The organism is Streptomyces sp. NPDC050738 (genome assembly GCF_040654175.1).
Lineage (GTDB): Bacteria > Actinomycetota > Actinomycetes > Streptomycetales > Streptomycetaceae > Streptomyces.
The window spans coordinates 135,108-157,004 of the sequence record NZ_JBFAHN010000003.1; the positions used below are offsets into that span (position 1 = coordinate 135,108).

A 21,897-nucleotide genomic window follows, 5' to 3' on the forward strand; every position below is an offset into this window, starting at 1 on the left:
TCACGTACGGAGGAGTCACCGTGAGGGTCGGAATCGTCGGAGCCACCGGTCAGGTCGGCACAGTCATGCGCAAGATCCTCACGGAGCGAAACTTTCCGGTGAAGGAGCTGCGGCTGTTCGCCTCGGCGCGCTCGGCGGGCACGGTCGTGGACGGTGTGACGGTCGAGGACGCCTCCGTCGCCGACTACTCCGACCTGGACATCGTGCTCTTCTCCGCCGGCGGCGCCACCTCCCGGGCGCTCGCGGAGAAGGTCGCCTCGCAGGGTGCCGTCGTGATCGACAACTCCTCCGCCTGGCGCGGTCACCCCGAGGTCCCCCTCGTGGTCTCCGAGGTCAACCCGCACGCGATCCGCAACCGCCCCAAGGGCATCATCGCCAACCCCAACTGCACGACCATGGCCGCGATGCCGGTCCTGCGCCCCCTCCACGACGAGGCCGGTCTGACCGCGATGGTCGCCACCACCTACCAGGCCGTCTCCGGTTCCGGCCTGGCCGGCGTGGCCGAGCTGCACGGCCAGGCCTGCAAGGTCGCCGAGGCCGCCGACCAGCTGACCTTCGACGGCGGGGCCGTGGACTTCCCCGAGCCCGCCGTCTACCAGCGCCCCATCGCCTTCAACGTCGTGCCGCTCGCGGGTTCGATCGTCGACGACGGCTCCTTCGAGACCGACGAGGAGCAGAAGCTCCGCAACGAGTCCCGCAAGATCCTGGAGATCCCCGAGCTCAAGGTCTCCGGCACCTGCGTCCGCGTCCCGGTCTTCTCCGGCCACTCCCTCCAGGTCAACGCCCGCTTCGAGCGCCCCCTGAGCGTGGAGCGCGCCTACGAGCTGCTGAAGGACGCCCCCGGCGTCGAGCTCTCGGAGATCCCGACCCCGCTCCAGGCGGCCGGCAAGGACGCCAGCTACGTGGGCCGCATCCGCACCGACGAGACCGCCGAGAACGGCCTCGCGCTCTTCCTCTCGAACGACAACCTCCGCAAGGGCGCCGCGCTCAACGCCGTCCAGATCGCCGAGCTCGTCGCCCTGGAGCTGCAGGGCTAGCTCTCCTGGGGCTCTGCGCCCCTGCGCACCTCGAACTGGAAGCAGCCGTACTCGACGGCCCTGATGTGCACCAGGGCCACCTCCGGGTCGGCGAACGCTTCCGCGAGGGCGCTGTCGAATCCCTCGGCGGCCGTCTCCGGTATTTCCAGGAGGCGGCCGCCGGCTATGTGTCCCTCGGCGTTGTAGCGGCGGAGCGTGCGCAGGGCGCCGGGGCGGCTGAAGGGGTACTCGACGAGGTCGGCGGCCGGACCCCCGCACTCGTCGGCATGGATGAACACCGGGCCCTGCTCGTCGTACGCCCCCGGCCTGGCCCAGGTCTCGGCCGCCCAGCGGCGCAGCGGTGCGTACGAGACGAGGGCGATCTCCTCGCCGGCCCGGACGGGCCGCAGGCAGCAGCGGAGCGGCGAGCCGCCTTCGGTGGCGGTGTACGGAACGCAGGGGCGGTCCGCGTCGTCGGTGGCGCGGAGTTCCTTGAGGGCCGCCGGGGAGATCGGGAGTGCGGTGTAGTTCGTCATGACTCCAGACTCCTTCCGGCGGGACGCCGTTTCCGGCGGTATTCGGACGCGGTGCTCGGTGGCGGTCGGCTGCGCTCAGGCCTTGGAGACCCGGGCCCGGGCGCGCTCGGGGTACCGGGCGGTGAAGGCCGCGGCGACCGCGAAGCCCGCCACCTGGACGGCGGTGGAGACTCCGCTGCCGAGGTCATTGGCGTACACGGCGATCAGGACCGCGGCCGTCACGGTGAAGGAGGCCGCCCAAAAGGCGGTGATCACCACATTGATGCGGCGGAAGAGCGGGGTGTGCCAGACCTCCTGCGGGGCCTGCTTGCGGGCTATGCCGGTGGTGAAGGGGCGGCCCACGGCGAGCGTCGCCCAGGCGGTCACCGCCAGCCAGCCGAAGGAGAGCGTCCCGCTGTAGTCCTGGAGGCCGCTGTCCGGGCGGGCGAAGGCGAAGGCGGTGAGGGCCGTGAAATAGGCGACGGTGCTGATCTCCAGGATCTTCGCTCCGGCGGTCTCGCCGGCCTGCCTGTCCTTGATCAGCAGCCAGGCACCGAGGGCGAGAGCGGTCAGCGCGCCCCACTGCCAGCCCGCGGAGGAGACGACGGCGAAGGCGATCCACGGGATGAAGCCGCGCAGGTAGTTCATGAGAGAGCCCCTCGTTCGGTGATCCGGCCGCGCATTCCAAGTTCGACATGTCAAAAGTAGAAGGTCCTGTATTGACGTGTCAAGAGTGGAAGGTAAAGTGATGTCCATGAGCCTTCGTCACGCTGTTCTCGGACTGCTCGCCGAAAAGCCGGCCAGCGGCTACGACCTGATGAAACTGTTCGAGTCCTCGCTGGCCAACGCCTGGCCCGCGACCCAGAGCCAGGTGTACGGAGAGCTGGGCAAGCTCACCGACGCCGGCCTCATCGAGGTGGCCTCGGAAGGCCCCCGCGGGCGCAAGGAGTACACCCTCACCGAGCCGGGCCTCTCCGAGCTGCGGCACTGGCTGACCGAGGTCGAGCCCACCCGCGTCCGACGGAGCGATCTGCTCCTGCGCGTCTTCTTCCTCGGCGTCCTCACCCCGCTGGAGGCCAGGACGTATCTCGCGACCGAAGCGGCCAGGGCCGAGCGGCAGAGAAAGGCACTGAAGGAGCTGGACTCCTCGATCGACTGGGGCGACGACCCGATCTCGGTGCACGGGCGTCTCGCGCTCGAGTACGGACTGCGGATCAGCGCCGCCCAGGAGGAGTGGGCCCACTGGGCTGCCGAGCAGCTCGGGTCCCCCTGAGTTCAGCCGAGGGAAATACCCTCTGCTCCGGCCCCTCCCGGCGTGGAAGGATGGCCGGAAACGTCACATACCGAGGAGATGCCCAGGTGCCTGGCACGAATCTGACCCGCGACGAGGCGCAGGAGCGGGCGCGCCTGCTCACCGTCGACTCGTACGAGATCGACCTCGATCTGAGCGGCGCACAGGAGGGCGGCACCTATCGGTCCGTGACCACCGTGCGCTTCGAGAGCGCGGAGGCCGGGGCCGAGACGTTCATCGACCTGGTCGCGCCCGCGGTGCACGAGGTCGTGCTGAACGGCGACGCGCTGGACGCGGGCGCGCTCTTCAAGGACTCGCGCATCGCGCTGGCCGGACTGCTCTCGGGCCCGAACGAGCTCAGGGTCGTGGCTGATTGCGCGTACACCAACACCGGTGAGGGGCTGCACCGCTTCGTCGACCCGGTCGACGAACAGGCCTATCTCTACACGCAGTTCGAGGTGCCGGACGCACGGCGCGTCTTCGCGTCCTTCGAGCAGCCGGACCTCAAGGCGACCTTCCGGTTCACCGTCAAGGCCCCCGAGGGCTGGACCGTGATCTCCAACTCGCCGACGCCGGAGCCCAAGGACCACGTGTGGGCCTTCGAGCCGACGCCGCGGATCTCCTCGTACATCACCGCCCTGATCGTCGGTCCTTACCACTCGGTGCACAGCAGTTACGAGAAGGACGGGCAGTCGGTCCCGCTCGGCATCTACTGCCGTCCCTCGCTGGCCGAGTTCCTCGACTCGGACGCGATCTTCGACGTCACCCGGCAGGGCTTCGACTGGTTCCAGGAGAAGTTCGACTACGACTACCCCTTCGCCAAGTACGACCAGCTCTTCGTCCCGGAGTTCAACGCCGGTGCGATGGAGAACGCGGGCGCGGTGACCATCCGCGACCAGTACGTCTTCCGCTCGAAGGTGACGGACGCGGCGTACGAGACGCGCGCCGAGACGATCCTGCACGAGCTGGCGCACATGTGGTTCGGCGACCTGGTCACCATGGAGTGGTGGAACGACCTGTGGCTGAACGAGTCGTTCGCCACGTACACCTCCATCGCCTGCCAGGCGTACGCGGAGGGCTCCAAGTGGCCGCACTCGTGGACGACCTTCGCCAACTCCATGAAGACGTGGGCGTACCGCCAGGACCAACTGCCGTCCACCCACCCGATCATGGCCGACATCCGCGACCTCGACGACGTGCTCGTCAACTTCGACGGGATCACCTACGCCAAGGGCGCGAGCGTCCTCAAGCAGCTCGTGGCGTACGTCGGCATGGACGAGTTCTTCCGGGGCGTGCAGGCCTACTTCAAGGCGCACGCCTTCGGGAACACCCGCCTCAGCGACCTGCTCGGCGCCCTGGAGAAGACCTCCGGGCGTGACCTGAAGACCTGGTCGAAGGCATGGCTGGAGACCGCCGGCATCAACATCCTGCGCCCCGAGATCGAGGTCGACGCCGACGGGGTCTTCACCTCGTTCCACGTCAAGCAGGAGGCGCCCGCGCTGCCCGCCGGTGCCAAGGGTGAGCCCACGCTGCGGCCTCACCGCATCGCCATCGGCTTCTACGACCTCGACGCGGACGGCAAGCTCGTCCGTACGAACCGCATCGAGCTCGACGTCGACGGGGAGCGCACCGAGGTCCCCGTCCCCGCCGGGACGAAGCGGCCCGACGTCATCCTGCTCAACGACGACGACCTCACCTACACCAAGGTCCGCCTCGACGAGGAGTCGCTGCGGGTCGTCACCGCGCACCTCGGCGACTTCAGCGAGTCGCTGCCGCGCGCGCTGAGCTGGGCGTCCGCCTGGGACATGACGCGCGACGGCGAGCTGGCCACCCGCGACTACCTGGCCCTGGTGCTTTCGGGCGTCGGCAAGGAGTCGGACATCGGTGTGGTGCAGTCGCTGCACCGCCAGGTGAAAATGGCGCTCGACCTGTACTCCGCACCGGAGTGGCGCGACGCCGGTCTGACGCAGTGGACGGACGCCGCGCTGGCGCACCTGCGGGGCGCCCAGCCGGGCAGCGACCACCAGCTGGCCTGGGCCAGGGCCTTCGCCGCCACGGCCCGCACGCCCATCCAGCTGGACCTGCTGCAGGGGCTGCTGGAGGGCACGGAATCGGTCGAGGGACTCGCCGTCGACACCGAGCTGCGCTGGGCGTTCGTGCAGCGGCTTGCCGCTGTCGGGCGCTTCGACGCGGAGGAGATCGAGGCCGAGCTCGTACGCGACAAGACGTCGGCCGGCGAGCGGCACGCCGCGTCCGCTCGGGCCGCGCGGCCCGTCGAGGCGGCGAAGGCGGAGGCGTGGGCCTCCGTCGTGGAGTCCGACTCGCTGCCCAACTCCCTGCAGGAGGCCGTGATCGGCGGCTTCGTGCAGACCGACCAGCGCGAGCTGCTCGCCCCGTACACGGAGAAGTACTTCGCCGCGGTCAAGGGCGTGTGGGACTCGCGCAGCCATGAGATGGCGCAGCAGGTCGCGATCGGGCTCTACCCGTCGCTGCAGGTGTCGCAGGCGACGCTGGACGCGACGGACGCCTGGCTGGCGTCCGCCGAGCCGTCGGCCGCGCTGCGCCGGCTGATCTCGGAGTCGCGGTCGGGTGTGGAGCGGGCACTGAAGGCTCAGGCGGCGGACGCGGCGAACGGGTAGGGGCTGCTGGGCGGGGTGGGCCGGTGCGGGCTCCGCTGCGCGGGGCCTGTTCCCCCACCCCGCCCCTCAATCCCCGGCGGCGCTAGATATTGCGCGCCCGCAGCGCCGCCGCACCCTCCTCCGTCAGCACCCCGTGCAGACGCATCCGCGCCACTCCCCCGTCGGGGAAGGTGTCCAGGCGTACGTGCGTCGCGATCGCCTGGGACGGCAGGGCGAAGCGGTGGAGGGTGTCGGGCTGGAGCTTGGTGCGCGGGATGATCTCGAACCACTCCCCCGACTCGCCGTTGCGGCCGCTCAGCGCGATCCAGCCGGCCGAATTGCCCTTCAGGTACGCCGTGTCGATCTCCACCGCGCGAATCGCGCCCTGGGCCGCCAGGCGGAAGCGGACCCAGTCGTTCGTACCGCGCACACGGCGCCTGCGGTTCTCCCAGCCGTCGTCCATCTTGCGCGAGGTGCCGGGCAGGATGATCTGCGTCGGTGAGGAGTAGAAGCGGTCCGATGCGTCCTCGCACGCGCCTCCGTTGAGGACCGAAATCAGGTCGATCGTGCCCAGCAGGTCCAGCCACTCCGGGTCCGGGACGACCTCGCCGTGCACCCGCAGCCGGGCCACGCCTCCGTCGGGGTGCTGGTTGAGGCGCAGGTGGGTCCAGCGGCGGGTGGAGGTGATCTCGAAGCCGTTGGCGGCGTGACCCCGTACGGGCGTCGGCGGGATCAGCTCCTCCCACTTCACGTCGTCGGCGAGCAGTTCCTCCGGGCTGGGCGAGCCCTCCACCGACGCGGCCAGGACCGACACCCGCTGCGGGTAGTTGCCGCGGAAGTGAGCGGTGTCGACGACGATGCCGCGGATCACGCCGGGAGCGCCGAGCCGGATCAGCGCCCAGTCGTGGTCCTCGGGCGCCGGGAAGGGGTCGGCGTCGGTGCCCCGGCGGCGGCGTGTCTCCCAGCCGTCCATGATCTTGCCTTTGTGGCCGAAGCGCTCGGGGTCGAAGACCGCCGCCTCGCGGACCAGGAGATTCTCGCGCTCGGCGAAGAACTCGTCGTTGGCGGCGACGACTCCGGCTCCCAGTCGGCGGTCGGCCAGGTCGACCAGTTCCGTGAAGGGGTGCTCGAAGGTGCGGTAGTCGGCGTACGGGTCGCCTCCGCCATAGGGGGCTGCGTCGTTGGCGTGCGGGTTCTCGGCGTGGTGGTCCGGCTGCGTCGTCATGCCTTCGACTTTCGCAGCCCACGACATCACAGGTCCATCGAAAGTTTTCGTATGGTTCTTTCAGCTGTGCTGAACGTTCTGGAGGGCGGTGAGCACCCGCGCCACCGCCGTCCCCTCCTCCGACCCCCTGCGCACCGCCGCGATCACATGGCGGCGCGGCTGGTCGGCGCTGAGGACCCTGGTGACCACTCCCGTACGGCGTTCCGCGGCCGCCATCCTCGGTACGAGCGCGACCCCCATGCCCGCCTCCACCATCGCCAGGATCGCCGTCCACCCCGCCGCAGAATGCGCCTGCTCCGGTACGAATCCCGCTGCCTCGCAGGCCGTTCTGGTGATCTCCGACCAGGGGCCGCTGCCCCCGAAGATCCAGGGTTCGTCCGCGAGATCGGCCAGGCGCAGGCCGGGCGTCGCGGCCAGCGGGTGGGCCGCGGGGAGCGCCACGTCCAGGGGGTCGGCGAGCAGGGGCACGCGGGTGAAGCGCGCGTCCCTGGCCGTCGGTGCGTGCGCCGCGAGGGACAGCGCCAGGTCCACGTCCCCGGCCGACAGGAGCGCGTACGACTCCGCGGCCTCCGCCTCCCGGACCCGTACCTCCAGCGCGGGATGCGATGCGCGCAGCGCCCGTACCGCCGGAACGACCAGCGCGGGCACGGCAGTCGAGAACGCCCCGACCCGCACCTCGCCCGCCTCCCCCTGGAGATAGCCCGACAGCTCGGCGTCCGCCCGCTCCAGCTGGGCGAAGACGGCCTCGGCGTGGCGCAGCACGAGATGCGCCGCGTCCGTGAGGCGGACGCGGCGGCCGTGCGCTTCGAGGAGCGTGACACCGAGCTGTTTCGACAGGTTGGAGAGCTGCTGCGAGACGGCCGACGGCGTCATCAGCAGCGCCTCGGCCGTCGCGGTCACGGTGCCCTTCTCGTTCAGGGTCCGCAGGATGTGCAGCTTCTTGATGTCCCAGTCGGTCATGGGGCGCAACCTACCTACCTGCGCGCGCCGAGGGTGACTCCGCCGAGGATCAGCGCCATGCAGGTCAGCTGCAGGGGGCCTGTGCTCTCGCCGAGCAGGGGGTACGACAGGAGCGCCACGCAGACCGGCTGGAGGTAGTAGACGACTCCGGCGCGGGCGGCGCCGATCGTCGCGATCGCCTTGTTCCAGGCGAAGAAGGCGAGGGCGGAGGAGAAGACTCCGACGTACAGGAGCGGGCCCACCGTGCCGGTGGTGGGGGCGAAGCCGCCTTGGGCGGTGAGGCTGATGACGTACGCGGGGAGCAGCATCAGCGCGCCGAGCACGAAGGTGGTGAACAGGAAGGCGGGGCCGCTCAGTTCGGCCGGCTTGCGGCGCAGGAGCGCGCTGTACGAGGCGAAGCAGCAGGCCGCGGCGAGCATCCAGAGGTCGCCGGTGGAGAAGTCGGGGGTGAACGAACCCTTGCCGACCAGGAGGATCACCCCGGTGCAGGCGATCAGCATTCCTGTGGTGCGGCGGGCGCCGAGGCGCTGTCCGCCGAAGCGCTCGATGACGGCCATCAGGACCGGCGATGCAGCCATGATCATGCCCATGTTGCCTGCGGAGGTGGAGAGTCCGGCCTGGTTGACGAGGGTGTTGTAGACCGTCACGCCGAGGAGCGAGGCGAGGGCGATGAACCCGAAGTGGCGGCGGATCAGGGCCCGTTGGCGCCAGGCGGACCTGGCGGCGAAGGGGGCGACCGCAACGAGGGCGACGATCCAGCGCCAGAAGGCGGCCTGGACGGGGGGAACCGAGTCGTGGAGTGCGCGCGAGGCCACGAAGCTGCCGGACCAGACGACCGTGGCGAGGGCGGCGAGTGCCAGGCCGACGCCTGCTGCGGAGTTTCCCGTACGGGGGCGGGGGCGGGCGGGGCTCTGGGTCGTGGTCGCGGTGCGGTCGGGGGCCAGGACAGCCACGGTGTATTCCTCCTCGGTGGGTGATGCCCCTACCGTCGCAGCCCGGAAAGCATCGCGTCCATCGAAACTTTTCGCGCATTCCTTTCAGTTTCACTGAAAGGTTTACGAGCTGCGAGCTGCCCGGAGAGCGTCGCCCCGAAAGCGATCGCCATCCCCGTGACCTGCAGCGGGCTCAGCGTCTGGCCGAGTGCGGCCCATCCGATGACGGCCGCCGTGAGCGGCGAGAGCGGGCCGAGGAAGGTGACGGAGGTGGCGGTGAGTCTGCCGATGCCGCGGAACCAGAGCCAGTACGCGACGGCCGTGTTGACCAGGGCGAGGTACCCGTACCCGACGAGGTTGCCGCCGTCCAGCGCGGGCGGCGCACCCTCCGCGAGGAAGGCGACCGGCGCGATGAGCAGCCCGCCCGCGGTGAGCTGCCAGCCGGTGAGGGCGAGCGGGCCGACACCGTCGGGACGGCCCCAGCGCTTGGTGAGGACGGTGCCCGCGGACATCGCGGCAGAGGAGGCGAGGGCGGCCATGACGCCGACGAGGTCGAAGGCGCCCGCGGACTTGAGCACCACCAGGCTGACGCCCAGCGCGGCCGCGACACCGGTCAACAGGGTCCGGGTGGTGGGGCGTTCGGAGAGCAGGAGAGCGGCCAGAGCGGCGACGAAGAGCGGGCCCACGGACCCGACGACGGCGGCCATTCCGCCGGGCAGGCGGTAGGCGGAGAGGAAGAGGAGCGGGAAGAAGGCGCCGATGTTCAGGGCCCCGAGGGCCGCCGACTTCCACCACCAGGCGCCGCGCGGAAGGGTGCGGGTGACGGCGAGGAGGGCGAGCCCGGCGGGCAGGGCACGTACAAGAGCGGTGAACAACGGCCGGTCGGGCGGGAGGAGTTGGGTCGTCACGGCGTAGGTGGAGCCCCAGGAGACGGGGGCGAGGGCGGTGAGGGCGACGGTCGCGGCGCGGTTCATGAGCGGGTCCTTTTCCGAGTGGGGGTTACGCGGCTGCCGCGACCCGGGCCGGGCGGGAGGAGCCCGCCGCGACCACGGGGGCCGTCGGGTGAACGGCGGCCTTGGGCAGCGCGCGCTCCAGCCGGAGCAGCAGCACGGCCGCCGCCAGCGAGGTCAGCGCCAGCAGCAGCCAGGGCAGCCGGCCGTCGACGTCGAGCAGTGCGGTGAACAGCGAGGGGGCGACAGCGGCGGAAAGGGACCAGGAGAGCTGGTACGCGGCCATGTAGCGACCCCTCAGTTCGGCAGGAGCCGCAGCCACGGACAGGGCGCCGGCCGCCGGGCTGTGGACCAGTTCGCCGAGCGTGTAGAGGACCGTGACGACGAGCAGGGCCGCGCCGATCACCCACGCCGAGCCGGGGCGGAGCGTGCCGAGGACCACCAGAGCCACGAAGGACGAAGCGAAGAGCACCGAGCCCAGCGCCGCCGACCGGGTGCGCCGTGCGCCCCGCCTCCGTACCCGCGCGGCCACCAGCACACCGCCCGCCGCGCACAGGATCGTGTTGAGCGTGAAGGCGGCGCCCGACATCGCGGCGGGGCCGCGCAGCCAGGTGGTGATGTAGAGCGGGAAGAGGATGGCGAGGGCCGCATAGCCCAGCGCGTTCAGGAAGTTGGCGAAGGTCAGGGCGAGGAAGGGGCGGTCGCGCAGGACCAGGCCGTAGCCCGCCTGGGCGCGGGCGGCAGGGCCGGCGGGGGCGCGCCGGATCACGCGTACGCCGCGCATCAGCAGGGCCGCCGCCGCGAAGCTCACCGCGTTCAGCCAGGCGGCCGCGGTGAAGCCGGTGTCACCGGCGAGGGCCACGATCAGCGAGGCGAGCAGGGCGCCCGCGCCGAGGCCGCCGTTGCGCAGGGCGCGCGAGGAGGCCTGGAGGCGGTCACCGTCGGCGCCCTGGGCGATCTCGCCGATCAGCGACTGCTGTACGGCGGGGAAGGCCCGGTCGCCGAAGGCGGTCATCAGGGCGACGGCGGCGAAGGCGGGGAGCGAGTGGGCGAAGGGATAGAGAAGGAAGCCCGCGCCCCGGATCCCGTACAGGACGAGCTGGACGCGGTGGGCGCCGAAGCGGTCGACCGCCGAGCCCGCGAGCGGCAGCGCGCCGAGCCCGACCAGGCCGACGACGGTCAGGACCAGCCCGACCGCGGCGAAGGAGAGGCCGGTGACGTGGTGGAAGAAAACCAGGCTGAAGGGGACGTACATGCCGGAGCCGGTCGCGTCGACCGCCATGGCGAGAAGCATCCGGCGTTCGCCGGGTATGCGGGTGGTTCGAGACATCGGGTGCTCCCCCAGTGGCGGAAGTTGCTTGATGGGAAGTAGCTTACCGCTAAGCGACTTACCGTCAAGCTACTTTCTTGCAAGCGATCGATACTTGGGCGACACTGGATGCCATGAGCAAGGACCCCGTGGACGCGATCACCGCGCAGTGGGCCGCAGTGCGGCCCGATCTCCAGACCGTCCCGATGGCCGTCTACGGCCGCATCTACCGGATCGCGCGCACCATGGGCGACCGGATGGAGCGGGAGTACGGACGGTTCGCCATCTCCCGCGGCGAGTTCGACGTGCTGTCGACGCTGCGGCGCTCCGGAGAGCCCTACACACTCTCGCCACGCCAGCTCTCCGCGACGCTGATGCTGACCACCGGCGGGATGACGGGCCGGCTCGACAAGCTGGAGAAGGCCGGGCTGCTGCGCCGCGAACCCGATCCCCACGACCGGCGCGGACTGCGCGTGGTCCTCAGCGACAAGGGCCTGAAGGTGATCGACGAGGCGGTGGCGGCCGGCCTCGAAGTGCAGCGCGAGGTGCTCGGCGCGGGGCTGGACGACGATCAGGCGCAGCAGCTCTCGGAGCTGCTGAAGCTGCTGCTCGCGGCGGAGGAGAAACACTGAAGGCGCGGGCGGGCCGCGTGGTGAAGCGGCCCGCCCGCGCCTTCAGGAAAAGCAGGGCGGAGCTGGATAAAGCGTGGTGCGTCAGGCCTTCTTGGACTTGTCGAGCACCATGACCAGTCCGGCGATGATCACGAACAGGGCGATCGGCGCGACCACGAAGAGACCGATCGTGTCGATCACACTCAGGCCGGGACCCGGGTCGTCACCGTCGTCGCGCGTGAGCGCGAGCGCGGGGGACGACATGAGCAGCATCATCAGCGTCGTACCGGCTGCTACGGCTCCGGCGCGCAGGGCGTTCTTCTTGTCCACGACCCAAACGTAGCGAACGCCTAAGAAGGACGCGCGTCCGGGGGTGCCGTACGGGGTGCGAACTCGCTCAGGAGCCGGTGCAGCCGGGGCGACGTCGCCAGCTCTTCCAGGGTGACGGGGCGGCCCGTCGCATCGGCGACGGGCAGACGCCAGTTGGGGTACTGGTCCCAGGTGCCGGGCAGGTTCTGCGGGCGCCTGTCGCCCACCGCGTCGGGGAGCCAGATGCCGATCATCCGGGCCGGGGTGCGCAGCAGGAAGCGGTAGACCGCGCGGATCTCGCCCTCCTCGTCGCCCGCGCCCTCGGGGAGCATGCGCAGCCGGGTGAGGTACGCCAGCCAGTCGGCGACCTCCGCCTTGTCCTCGGTCTGCTCCTGGGCGAGCGGGCGGGTCAGGAGACCGAGGCGGTGGCGCAGGGCGACATGTTCGCCGGTGAGGCGGGCGGCGGTGGACGGCAGGTCGTGGGTGGTGGCGGTGGCCACGCAGCCCGTACGCCACTGCTTCGGGGGCAGCGGCCGTCCCGTGCCCGTCCAGTCGCGCTCGAACCAGAGGACCGAGGTGCCGAGGATGCCACGCTCGGACAGGGTCTCGCGGACGCCCGGTTCCACCGTCCCCAGGTCTTCGCCGATGACGGCGGCGCCCGCCAGGTGGGCCTCCAGGGCGAGGACGGCGAGCATCGCCTCGGCGTCGTACCGGACGTAGGTGCCGGCGGTCGGGGGCCCGCCCTGCGGGATCCACCAGAGGCGGAACAGGCCCATGACGTGGTCGATGCGCAGGGCTCCCGCGTGGCGCAGGAGTCCGCGCAGCAGATCGCGGAACGGGGCGTACCCGCCGGCGGCCAGGACGTCGGGGCGCCAGGGCGGCAGGCCCCAGTCCTGGCCGCGGGCGTTGAAGGCGTCGGGCGGGGCGCCGACCGACATGCCTGCGGCGACGGCATCCTGCTGGGCCCAGGCGTCGGAGCCGTCCGGATGGACTCCGACGGCCAGGTCGTGGACCAGGCCGATCCCCATCCCCGCGTCGCGGGCGGTCTGCTGGGCGGCGGCGAGCTGGGTGTCGGTGAGCCAGGCCAGCCAGGAGTGGAAGTCGACGCGCTCGGCGAGTTCGCTGCGGGCGCGGGCGGTCTGCGCGGAGCGCGGGTCGCGCAGGGCGGCGGGCCAGGTGTGCCAGTTGGGGCCGTGCACCTCGGCCAGCGCGCACCAGGTGGCATGGTCGTCGAGCGGCTGTCCCTGCTCGGCGAGGAAGTCGGCGTAGGCGGCGCGGCGGCCGGGTCCCAGAGGCACGCCGCGGATCAGCTCCAGGGCTTCGCGCTTCAGCGCCCACACCGCGTCGCGGTCGATGAGCGCGTCCTCTTCGAGGACGGATGCGCGCAGGACGGCGGCCTGTTCGAGCAGCGGGGCCAGGTCCGCCGTCAGGTAGGCGTACTCCTCGATCGCCTCGATGCGCAGATGTACGGGATCGGGGAAGCGCCGGGACGAGGGGCGGTAGGGCGACGGGTCGGTGGGGTCGCCCGGCACGGCGGCGTGCAGCGGATTGACCTGTACGAATCCGGTGGCGTGCACCCGGCCCGACCAGGCGGCGAGTTCGGCCAGATCGCCCAGGTCGCCCATGCCCCAGGAGCGCGCGGAGAGCAGGGAGTACAGCTGGACCAGGAAGCCGTGGCTGCGGGCGGGCGGCTGCGGTACACCCTCGGGGGCGACGACCAGGGTGGCCGTGGCGGTGCGTCCGTCGGGGGCCCGGGCCTGCAACCGGTGCACGCCGAGCGGGAGTCCGGCGGCGCGGGACAGCGTGGCGCCCTGCTCGGTCTCGACGCGCAGCACGGTGCCTTCGGGCAGCCCGCGCAGCGCCTCGGGCTCCGCCGCGCCCCGTACGACCACGGTCGGCGGCAACAGGCGCCCGGACGCGGCCTGTTGGGCCCGGTCCAGCGCGGCGCGGATCGCGGCGGGGGTCGAGGCGTCGACGCCCAGCGCGGCGAGCACGGCGACGACGGTGGCGTCGGGGACCTGGACGGTGACGTCACCGGACGGCGCGTAGGAGGTGGCGACTCCGTGCAGCTCCGCTAACCGGGCCAGGGCCATTCAGAGCCCCGCGGCGGTTCCGTACGAGGTGGGTTCGCTGGTGAGGGGTGTCATATCGGCGAGTGGCGGTTCGCTGGTGAGAGGGGCCACATCGGAGAACGCGGGCTCGCTGGTCAGCGGCAGCTCCATGGAGCTGGTGGTGCACAGATCCGCGTACTCGGGAAGGTCGGGGAAGTCCGGGAGGGCGGGCTGGACCGGCTGCGGCACCTGTTTGGAGAGTGCGGACAGCAGAAGCTGAGCTGATGCGGCCACGACTGGCCTCCTGTACGTGTCGACGACGAGGACGCATGCAGCCCTACCCAGCAGGCGCGGACGCATCCATGTGCAAAGGGACAACGTGCGCCGGGTCACATTCCGTTCCCCCGGCGGACGGTGCGATTGTCACAGCACGCCGGGCAATTCCGGCACACCGGCCACTTGCGTTGACACTCCCCGCCCCGCGGTGGTGGGGTCGGCAGTCACGGAACCCGGGAGGCGACGGCGAGAGGCGGGAGAAGTGCAGCTCGGTCGCAGAAGAAGGACGACGGCCGTCGCGGTCGCCATGCTCGGCGGGCTGCTCGGCGTCGCACCCGTCGCCGTCGCCGCCCCGAACGACCCTGACACCGGCTCGGACGCGGGCGCCGCCACGGCCAAGGACCGCACCGACAGCGCGCTGCCGCCCGTGTGGCCGCGCCCTCAGTCGATGCGGGCCGCGGGGCAGTCCTTCGCGCTGGGCTCCGAAGTGACGCTGGAGGCCGCGCCCGACGCCGATCCGTACGCCGTCGAAGCCCTCAGGGACGTCCTGGCGCAGGCGGGCGTACGGACCGTGTCCACCCGGCTCCCCGGCCACGGCCCGCTCGTGCTCCTCGGCGGGGCCGGCGCCGAGGACGGCCTGCGCGCGCTGCGCGCCCCCGACCGCGCCGATCTGCCCTCCGGCGGCTACCGCATCGCCTCCGGGCAGGCCGCAGGGCGCGACACCGTCGCCCTCGACGGCGTCGGCCCGGACGGGCTCTTCCACGCCGTCCAGACACTGCGCCAGCTGATCAGGGGCGGCGAGGTCCCGGGCGTGGCCGTGCGCGACTGGCCGGGGACGGCCGTACGCGGCATGACCGAGGGTTTCTACGGACAGCCGTGGACCCGCGAACAGCGCCTGGCCCAGATCGACTTCATGGGCCGTACGAAACAGAACCGCTACCTCTACGCGCCGGGCGACGACCCCTACCGCCAGGCCGGCTGGCGCGACCCCTACCCCGCCGCCCAGCGCGCGGACTTCCGCGCCCTGGCCGAGCGCGCCGCCCGCAACCACGTGACGCTCGGCTGGGCCGTCGCGCCCGCGCAGGCCATGTGCATGTCCTCGGACGACGACCTGAAGGCGCTCAAGCGCAAGGTCGACGCGATGTGGGCGCTGGGCGTGCGCTCCTTCCAGCTGCAGTTCCAGGACGTCAGCTACAGCGAGTGGCACTGTGCGGCGGACTCCGACACCTTCGGCTCGGGTCCCGAGGCCGCCGCGAAGGCGCAGGCGCGCGTCGCGGGCGCCCTCGCCCGGCACCTCGCCGCCTCTCACCCCGGCGCCGACCCGCTGTCGCTGATGCCGACCGAATACTTCCAGGACGGCACGACGGACTACCGGCGCGCGCTGGCCGAGCAGTTGGACCCCGGCGTGCAGGTGGCGTGGACCGGTGTCGGCGTCGTGCCGAGGACGATCACCGGATCCGAACTGGCCGGTGCGCGCGCCGCGTTCAAGCATCCGCTGGTCACCATGGACAACTACCCGGTCAACGACTACGCGCCAGGCCGGATCTTCCTCGGCCCCTACACCGGCCGTGACGCCGCCGTCGCCGGCGGCTCGTCCGCCCTCCTCGCCAACGCCATGCAGCAGCCGTCGGCCTCCCGCATCCCGCTCTTCACGGCCGCCGACTACGCCTGGAACCCCAAGGCCTACGACCCGCAGGAGTCGTGGAAGGCGGCCGTCGAGGACCTCGCGGGCGGCTCCGCGAAGAGCCGCGAAGCCCTCACGGCGCTCTCCGCGAACGACTCCTCCTCCGTCCTGGGCGGGAGCGAGTCCGCCTATCTGAAGCCGCTGATCGCCGCCTTCTGGGCTTCGCGTACGACGACCGACCGGGCGGCGCAGGACAAGGCCGCACGGGACCTGCGCGCCGCCTTCACCGTCATGAGCGAGGCGCCGAAGCGGCTCAAGGACACGGCGGGCGGGGCGCTCAAGGGCGAAGTGGGGCCCTGGATCGATCAGTTGGCGCGGTACGGGCGGGCGGGCGAACTCGCCGTCGACATACTGCAGGCGCAGGCGCACGGGGACGGGGCCGCGGCCTGGAAGGCGCAGCTCGCGCTGGAGCCGCTGCGGAGGGCAGCCAGGAACAGCACGGTCACCGTCGGCAAGGGCGTGCTCGGGCCGTTCATCGACCGGGCCGCCGCGGCCTCCGATGCCTGGACGGGCGCGGACCGCACGGCGGGCACCGTCACCCACGACGCGACGTCCTACACGGTCGCCTTCGACCGCGTGCACCCCCTCGATGCGGTCACCGCTTCGGTCGTCCCCCGTACCCATGAGAACGCCTCGGTCGAGGCACACGTTCCCGGGCAGGGCTGGCGCAGGATCGGCGCCCTCTCCCCCGCGGGCTGGACCCAGACGGCGGCCAGGGGGCTGGGGGCCGACGCGGTCCGCGTCACGTGGGCGGCAGGTCAGGAGGCTCCGTCCGTACGCCATCTGACGCCGTGGTTCGCGGAAGGGCCGCAGGCCGCTTTCGCCCTCGTACGGGACGAGGCCGACGCCGAGATCGGCGGCGGCCCCCAGCGGGTGCAGGCCAGGCTCACCGCCGAACGCCCCGCCGATGTGCGCGGCGCGCTGAGCGCCAAGGCGCCCAAGGGCATCCGTGTCGAGGTCCCGGAGCAGGCGACGGTCCCGCGCGGCGCCCGTACGACCGTCCCCTTCGACGTCACGGTCGACCCGAAGACCCCGGCCGGCGCATACCGCGTCCCGGTCACCTTCGACGGCGAGGAGCGCACCCTCACCGTGCGGGCCTATCCGCGCACCGGGGGCCCCGATCTGGCCCGCGCCGCGAGCGCGACCGCGTCCTCCTCAGGGGACGAGACCCCGGACTTCCCGGCTGCGGCAGCTTCCGACGGCGACCCGAAGACCCGCTGGTCCTCGCCCGCCGAGGACGGCGCGTGGTGGCAGACGGACCTGGGCAAGCCCGTACGCCTGGGGCAGGTGGTGCTGCGCTGGCAGGACGCGTACGCGAGCGCCTACCGCGTCCAGGTCTCGGCGGACGGCCGCACCTGGCGTACGGCGGCCACGATCAGGGACGGCAGGGGCGGCACGGAGTCGGTCCGTATGGACGCGAAGGACACCCGCTTCGTCCGCGTCCAGGGCGACCGCAGGGCGACGCGCTTCGGCTACTCGCTCTTCTCGGTGCAGGCCTACGCGGTGGCCGGGTGACCCCCCTGTACCCATGAGCGGGGGAAACCCGGCACCACCACAGCAAAAGCCCGGATCCTCAGGCTGAGATGCCGTCGATCCGGGCCAGGGCGTCGTCCGCGCCGAATGGTTGCAGGTAGGGCAACCAGCGCGGATCCCGGTGCCCGGTCCCGATGATGCGCCACGCGAGCCCGCTCGGCGGTTCGGGCTGATGACGCAGTCTCCAGCCCAGTTCCAGCAGGTGCCGGTCGGCCTTGACGTGGTTGCAGCGGCGGCAGGCCGCCACCACGTTGTCCCAGCGGTGCTGTCCGCCGCGGCTGCGCGGAATGACATGGTCGACGCTGGTTGCGACGCCACCGCAGTAGGCGCAGCGTCCGCCGTCGCGGGCGAAGAGCGCACGGCGGGTGAGAGGAACGGGCCCCCGGTAGGGGACCCGCACGAACCGCTTGAGTCGTACGACGCTGGGAGCGGGGACGATGCGGGTGGCACTGTGCATGAAGGCGCCGGATTCCTCGAGGCAGATGGCCTTGTTCTCGAGGACGAGGACGAGCGCGCGGCGGAGCGGTACGACGCCGAGGGGCTCGTACGACGCATTGAGGACCAGGACGTGCGGCACGGTGGATGCCTCCTTGTACGCCGGCGGCGCGTGGCTCGCGCCGGGACGATCTGGCTTCAGTCTCTCCTCATGCCTGGTCGAAGCGCCACCATCACCAGGTAACGGGCTCGAGGTGTTTTAGACCACAGCAGGGTTATCCCCAGGTGAGGGGCGTCTCTCCCCCACGCACGACAACAAGCCTGTGTCTGTCCCCCGTTAGGGTGGAGGGTCTGCCCGCACATACGGAGGTTTCAGCCGTGAGTGAGCCCCGAACGGCCGCCACCCTCGATCAGGCCCAGACGACGGCGAACAACGCCGCCGGCTGGGTCGAGCAGAACTGGTCCACCTGGCTCTCGGTCGGCCTGCGCATCATCCTGATCCTGGTCATCGCCATGGTCCTGCGCACCGTCATCCGCCGCTCCCTGACCAAGCTCATAGACCGGATGAACCGCCACGCGACGGCGGTGGAGGGCACGGCCCTCGGCGGTCTGCTGGTCAACGCGGAACGCCGCCGCCAGCGCTCAGAGGCGATCGGCTCGGTGCTCCGTTCGGTCGCGTCCTTCGTGATCCTCGGCACAGCGGCTCTGATGATGCTCTCCACGCTCCAGATCAATCTGGCCCCGCTGCTCGCCTCGGCTGGTGTCGCGGGTGTGGCGATCGGTTTCGGCGCCCGCAATCTGGTCACGGACTTCCTCTCCGGAGTCTTCATGATCATGGAGGACCAGTACGGGGTCGGGGACTCGATCGACGCCGGGGTCGCCTCCGGCGAGGTGATAGAGGTCGGCCTGCGCGTGACGAAGCTGCGCGGTGACAACGGCGAGATCTGGTACGTACGCAACGGCGAGATCAAGCGCATCGGCAACCTCAGCCAGGGCTGGGCCACGGCGGCCGTCGACGTACAGGTCAAGCCCACAGAAGACCTCGACCGGCTGCGCGAGGTGATCGGCCAGGTCGCCGAGGAGCTCGCCAAGGCGGAGCCGTGGAACGAGCGCCTGTGGGGTCCGGTGGAGGTACTCGGCCTCGACTCGGTCCTGCTGGACTCGATGATCATCCGGGTCTCGGCCAAGACGATGCCCGGCAAGGCGCTGGGCGTGGAGCGCGAACTGCGCTGGCGCCTGAAGCGCGCCCTGGACGACGCGGGCATCCGCGTGGTCGGCGGCCCGGTCCAGGTCGACACCGAGGAGCCCCCGGTGGACTCGGCAGCCGCGATGGCGGCCCCTTCGGCGCTCGCGAACCCGACGTCCCCCCAGTCCCTCGCGACGAACCCGATCCCGCCGCCCACCATCTCGAAGTAGGCCGCTCCCGACGGCGCGCACCGTGCCCCGTATCTCCGTAGGTAACGCTTTGGTTGCCTGTGGGGTACGGGGCATTGACGTGCGGCTGACGTGCGGCCTACGTTCCTCTCACTGAATAGGAAAGTTTCCTAACAGTGCCCGAGGGGTGGGTGGGGCAGGTGGCCGGAGGAACGATCCCGGGTACACCGCGTGTACTGCGGGCCATGAACGACCGCGCCGCGCTGGACCTGCTCCTTGAGCACGGCCCGCTGTCGCGGACCCGGATCGGCAAGCTCACCGGGCTCTCCAAGCCGACCGCGTCGCAGCTGCTCGCCCGGCTCGAAGCCGCCGGGCTCGTCGTCGCGACCGGGACCAGCGAGGGCCGTCCCGGGCCCAACGCCCAGTTGTACGCAGTGAATTCGCGTGCAGCTTACGCCGCCGGGCTCGATGTGAACCCCCAGCGGATCAGGGCCGCCGTCGCCGACGTCACCGGGCGCACGGTCGGCACCTTCAAGCTGGAGACACCAGGGCGGCGCAATGTCAGCGCCGTGCGCCAGGTCGTCGACGCGCTCGACGGGGCGGTCAAGGCCGCGGGGCTCTCCCGGGGCGACGTACGGCGCGTGGTCATCGGCACCCCCGGCGCCTTCGACCCCAGCACCGGGCGCCTGCGCTACGCCTCCCACCTGCCCGGATGGCACACGCCCACGCTGCTCGACGAGCTGGCCGCCGCGCTGCCCATGCCGGTGGAGTACGAGAACGACGTGAACCTCGTCGCCATCGCCGAGCAGCGCCTCGGAGCCGCCCAGGGCCACGAGGACTTCGTCCTCCTCTGGAACGAGGAGGGCGTCGGCGCCGCCGTCGTCCTCGGTGGCCGGCTGCACCGCGGCTTCACCGGGGGCGCGGGAGAGGTCGGGTTCATGCCCGTACCCGGTGCGCCCCTGATGCGACAGGTGACCAAGTCCAACGCCGGCGGGTTCCAGGAGCTGGCCGGCTCCCACGTACTGGTGCGCCTCGCACGGGAGTTGGGGATCGACGACATCGGGAGCGGCGAGTACCCCGAGGTGGCCGCGGCCCTCGTGGAGCGCGCGGTGCGGACGGAGTCCGGCCCCTACCGGCAGCTCCTGCAGACGTACGCGACCGGGCTCGCCACCGGGCTCGCCTCGATCGTCTCCGTGCTCGACCCCCAGCTCGTCGTGCTGTCCGGTGAGGTGATCACCGCCGGGGGCGAGGAGTTGCGCGATCTGGTGGAGAGCGAGCTCGGTGAGCTCGCCGCCTCCAGGCCCCGGCTCGTGCTCGGCGACGTACAACAGCATCCCGTTCTGCGCGGCGCGCTGGAGAGCGCGCTCGCCACCACCCGCGACGAGGTCTTCGACACCTCGACCCGCTAGGCCCACAGACCCCCGCACCGCCCCCGTACAGCCCCAGAACCGCCAGAGGGAGACCCTGTCATGCCCAGAAACCGCCGCCTGGCCGCAGCCGGAGTCACGGCCGCCGCCATATCCCTGCTCGCCTCCGCCTGTACGGGGTCGAACGACGCCGGTGCCACCGACGACGCGTCGAAGGACACCACCATCACCTTCTGGCACGGCTGGAACGCCCCGGGCGAGGTCAAGGCGATCCAGGCGAACGTCGCCGCCTTCGAGAAGGCGCACCCCAACATCCATGTGAAGGTCGTCGGCGGCCTCAACGACGACAAGATCAACCAGGCGGTGCGCGCGGGCGGTTCGAAGGCCCCCGACGTGGTGTCCTCCTTCAGCACCAACAACGTCGGCCAGTTCTGCTCCTCCAAGTCCTTCATCGATCTGAACCCCTTCCTCAAGAAGGACAAGATCGACCCGGCGAAGACCTTCCCGAAGACCATGAACGAGTACACCCAGTACCAGGGCAATCAGTGCACGCTGCCGCTGCTCGGTGACGCGTACGGGCTGTACTACAACAAGACGGCCTTCGACGCGGCCGGCATCAAGGAAGCGCCGAAGACCTGGTCGCAGTTCCTCGCCGACGCCAAGACGCTCACGAAGACCAAGGGCGACAGCTTCGAGCAGCTCGGCTTCATGCCGACCTACCACGGCTACGAGTCGACGACCGAGCACTACTTCGGCCAGTGGTCCCCGACCTACTTCGACGCGAGCGGCAAGTCGAACATCGCCAAGGACCCCGCTCTCGTCAAGGGGTTCACCGAGCAGAAGAAGCTGGTCGACGAGCTCGGCGGCTTCTCCAAGCTGGAGAAGTTCCGGTCCGGCTTCGGTGACGAGTGGGGCGCCAAGCACCCCTTCCAGACCGGCCAGGTGGCCATGCAGCTGGACGGCGAGTGGCGGCTCGGCATGACCCAGGACGCCAAGGTGAAGTTCGAGGTCGGTGTGGCCCCGCTGCCCGTCCCCGACGACCAGGCCGACCAGTACGGCAAGGGGTACGTCACCGGAACCATCGTCGGCATCCCCGCCACCTCCACGAAGCAGAACGCCGCGTGGGAGCTGGTCAAGTTCATGACCACCAACACGGACGCGGTCGTGAACTTCGCCAACGCGATCCACAACGTGCCCTCCACCTTCGAGGCGCTCAAGTCGCCGAAGCTGAAGTACGACCCGCGCTTCAAGACCTTCCTGGACATCGCGCAGAACGCCCACAGCACCACCACCCCCGCGTCCCCCAACGGCGGCGCGTACCTGGTGTCGATCCAGAACCTCGGCTTCGCCTTCGAGAAGGGCAAGCAGAAGGACCTCCAGGCCGGTCTGCAGCAGACCGCCACGGAGATCGACAAGGCCATCGAGCAGGCGAAGTAGCCTG

General features: G+C 71.1%; 19 protein-coding genes. 8 read left to right on the forward strand and 11 right to left on the reverse strand.

What is annotated here, in order from left to right; all coding sequences use genetic code 11:
* The first annotated feature begins 20 nt into the window (after positions 1-20).
* A complete protein-coding gene (locus tag AB0H78_RS08670) occupies positions 21-1,037 on the forward strand; it encodes an aspartate-semialdehyde dehydrogenase (protein WP_363233544.1) in 1,017 nt (338 codons plus the stop codon).
* Here the strand turns inward: AB0H78_RS08670 and AB0H78_RS08675 are convergent.
* Both AB0H78_RS08675 and AB0H78_RS08680 read right to left on the reverse strand, forming a co-directional pair.
* On the reverse strand, positions 1,034-1,552 hold the full coding sequence (locus tag AB0H78_RS08675; RefSeq protein WP_363233545.1) for a DUF1203 domain-containing protein: 519 nt from the start codon (positions 1,550-1,552) through the stop codon (positions 1,034-1,036). The genes AB0H78_RS08670 and AB0H78_RS08675 overlap by 4 nt on opposite strands.
* A 75-nt stretch (positions 1,553-1,627) precedes the next feature.
* Positions 1,628-2,179 carry a hypothetical protein gene (locus AB0H78_RS08680; protein ID WP_363233546.1) on the reverse strand — a complete coding sequence of 184 codons (552 nt, stop codon included), beginning with the start codon at positions 2,177-2,179 and terminating at the stop codon, positions 1,628-1,630.
* 106 nt (positions 2,180-2,285) lie between these two features.
* Here AB0H78_RS08680 and AB0H78_RS08685 point away from each other — a divergent pair, with 106 nt between their 5' ends.
* Positions 2,286-2,804, forward strand: a complete 519-nt coding sequence (locus tag AB0H78_RS08685; RefSeq protein ID WP_363233547.1) for a PadR family transcriptional regulator — start codon at positions 2,286-2,288, stop codon at positions 2,802-2,804.
* Positions 2,805-2,890: 86 nt separating this feature from the next.
* Positions 2,891-5,461: an aminopeptidase N gene (gene pepN, locus AB0H78_RS08690; protein WP_363233548.1), complete on the forward strand. Its 2,571-nt coding sequence runs from the start codon at positions 2,891-2,893 to the stop codon at positions 5,459-5,461.
* An 82-nt stretch (positions 5,462-5,543) separates the two neighbouring features.
* Here pepN and alc read toward each other — a convergent pair whose 3' ends face one another.
* From alc to AB0H78_RS08715, 5 genes are all read right to left on the reverse strand, one after another.
* Positions 5,544-6,665, reverse strand: coding sequence for an allantoicase (gene alc / locus AB0H78_RS08695; protein WP_363233549.1), 1,122 nt, complete (start codon positions 6,663-6,665; stop codon positions 5,544-5,546).
* Between the two features lie 60 nt (positions 6,666-6,725).
* Positions 6,726-7,625 (reverse strand): LysR substrate-binding domain-containing protein, encoded by a 900-nt coding sequence (locus AB0H78_RS08700; protein ID WP_363233550.1) that lies wholly within the window; start codon positions 7,623-7,625, stop codon positions 6,726-6,728.
* 14 nt (positions 7,626-7,639) lie between these two features.
* Positions 7,640-8,485: a DMT family transporter gene (locus tag AB0H78_RS08705; protein WP_363234076.1), complete on the reverse strand. Its 846-nt coding sequence runs from the start codon at positions 8,483-8,485 to the stop codon at positions 7,640-7,642.
* Positions 8,486-8,607: 122 nt separating this feature from the next.
* A complete protein-coding gene (locus AB0H78_RS08710; protein WP_363233551.1) occupies positions 8,608-9,531 on the reverse strand; it encodes an EamA family transporter in 924 nt (307 codons plus the stop codon).
* 25 nt (positions 9,532-9,556) lie between these two features.
* Complete coding sequence (locus AB0H78_RS08715; protein ID WP_363233552.1) at positions 9,557-10,837, reverse strand: MFS transporter; 1,281 nt, start codon at positions 10,835-10,837, stop codon at positions 9,557-9,559.
* 113 nt (positions 10,838-10,950) lie between these two features.
* Here AB0H78_RS08715 and AB0H78_RS08720 point away from each other — a divergent pair, with 113 nt between their 5' ends.
* Positions 10,951-11,448 carry a MarR family transcriptional regulator gene (locus AB0H78_RS08720; protein WP_363233553.1) on the forward strand — a complete coding sequence of 166 codons (498 nt, stop codon included), beginning with the start codon at positions 10,951-10,953 and terminating at the stop codon, positions 11,446-11,448.
* 81 nt (positions 11,449-11,529) lie between these two features.
* Here AB0H78_RS08720 and AB0H78_RS08725 read toward each other — a convergent pair whose 3' ends face one another.
* From AB0H78_RS08725 to AB0H78_RS08735, 3 genes are read right to left on the reverse strand one after another with little or no spacing between them, the layout of a single operon-like run.
* Complete coding sequence (locus AB0H78_RS08725) at positions 11,530-11,757, reverse strand: hypothetical protein (RefSeq protein ID WP_363233554.1); 228 nt, start codon at positions 11,755-11,757, stop codon at positions 11,530-11,532.
* Between the two features lie 20 nt (positions 11,758-11,777).
* Positions 11,778-13,829, reverse strand: coding sequence for a 4-alpha-glucanotransferase (gene malQ, locus AB0H78_RS08730; RefSeq protein ID WP_363233555.1), 2,052 nt, complete (start codon positions 13,827-13,829; stop codon positions 11,778-11,780).
* Positions 13,830-14,081: a hypothetical protein gene (locus AB0H78_RS08735; protein ID WP_363233556.1), complete on the reverse strand. Its 252-nt coding sequence runs from the start codon at positions 14,079-14,081 to the stop codon at positions 13,830-13,832.
* A 244-nt stretch (positions 14,082-14,325) separates the two neighbouring features.
* Between AB0H78_RS08735 and AB0H78_RS08740 the strand changes: the two genes are divergently transcribed.
* Positions 14,326-17,262, forward strand: coding sequence for a beta-N-acetylglucosaminidase domain-containing protein (locus tag AB0H78_RS08740; RefSeq protein WP_363233557.1), 2,937 nt, complete (start codon positions 14,326-14,328; stop codon positions 17,260-17,262).
* A 58-nt stretch (positions 17,263-17,320) separates the two neighbouring features.
* Here the strand turns inward: AB0H78_RS08740 and AB0H78_RS08745 are convergent, their stop codons facing one another.
* Entirely contained in the window at positions 17,321-17,857 is a 537-nt protein-coding gene (locus tag AB0H78_RS08745) for an HNH endonuclease (RefSeq protein ID WP_329117371.1), read from the reverse strand.
* 236 nt (positions 17,858-18,093) lie between these two features.
* On the opposite strand from AB0H78_RS08745, the gene AB0H78_RS08750 reads away from it, so the two are divergent.
* From AB0H78_RS08750 to AB0H78_RS08760, 3 genes are all read left to right on the forward strand, one after another.
* Positions 18,094-19,131 carry a mechanosensitive ion channel family protein gene (locus AB0H78_RS08750; protein WP_363233558.1) on the forward strand — a complete coding sequence of 346 codons (1,038 nt, stop codon included), beginning with the start codon at positions 18,094-18,096 and terminating at the stop codon, positions 19,129-19,131.
* A gap of 203 nt (positions 19,132-19,334) precedes the next feature.
* Entirely contained in the window at positions 19,335-20,498 is a 1,164-nt protein-coding gene (locus AB0H78_RS08755; protein ID WP_363233559.1) for an ROK family transcriptional regulator, read from the forward strand.
* A gap of 60 nt (positions 20,499-20,558) precedes the next feature.
* Positions 20,559-21,893 (forward strand): ABC transporter substrate-binding protein, encoded by a 1,335-nt coding sequence (locus tag AB0H78_RS08760; protein ID WP_363233560.1) that lies wholly within the window; start codon positions 20,559-20,561, stop codon positions 21,891-21,893.
* The last annotated feature ends 4 nt before the right edge of the window (positions 21,894-21,897 follow it).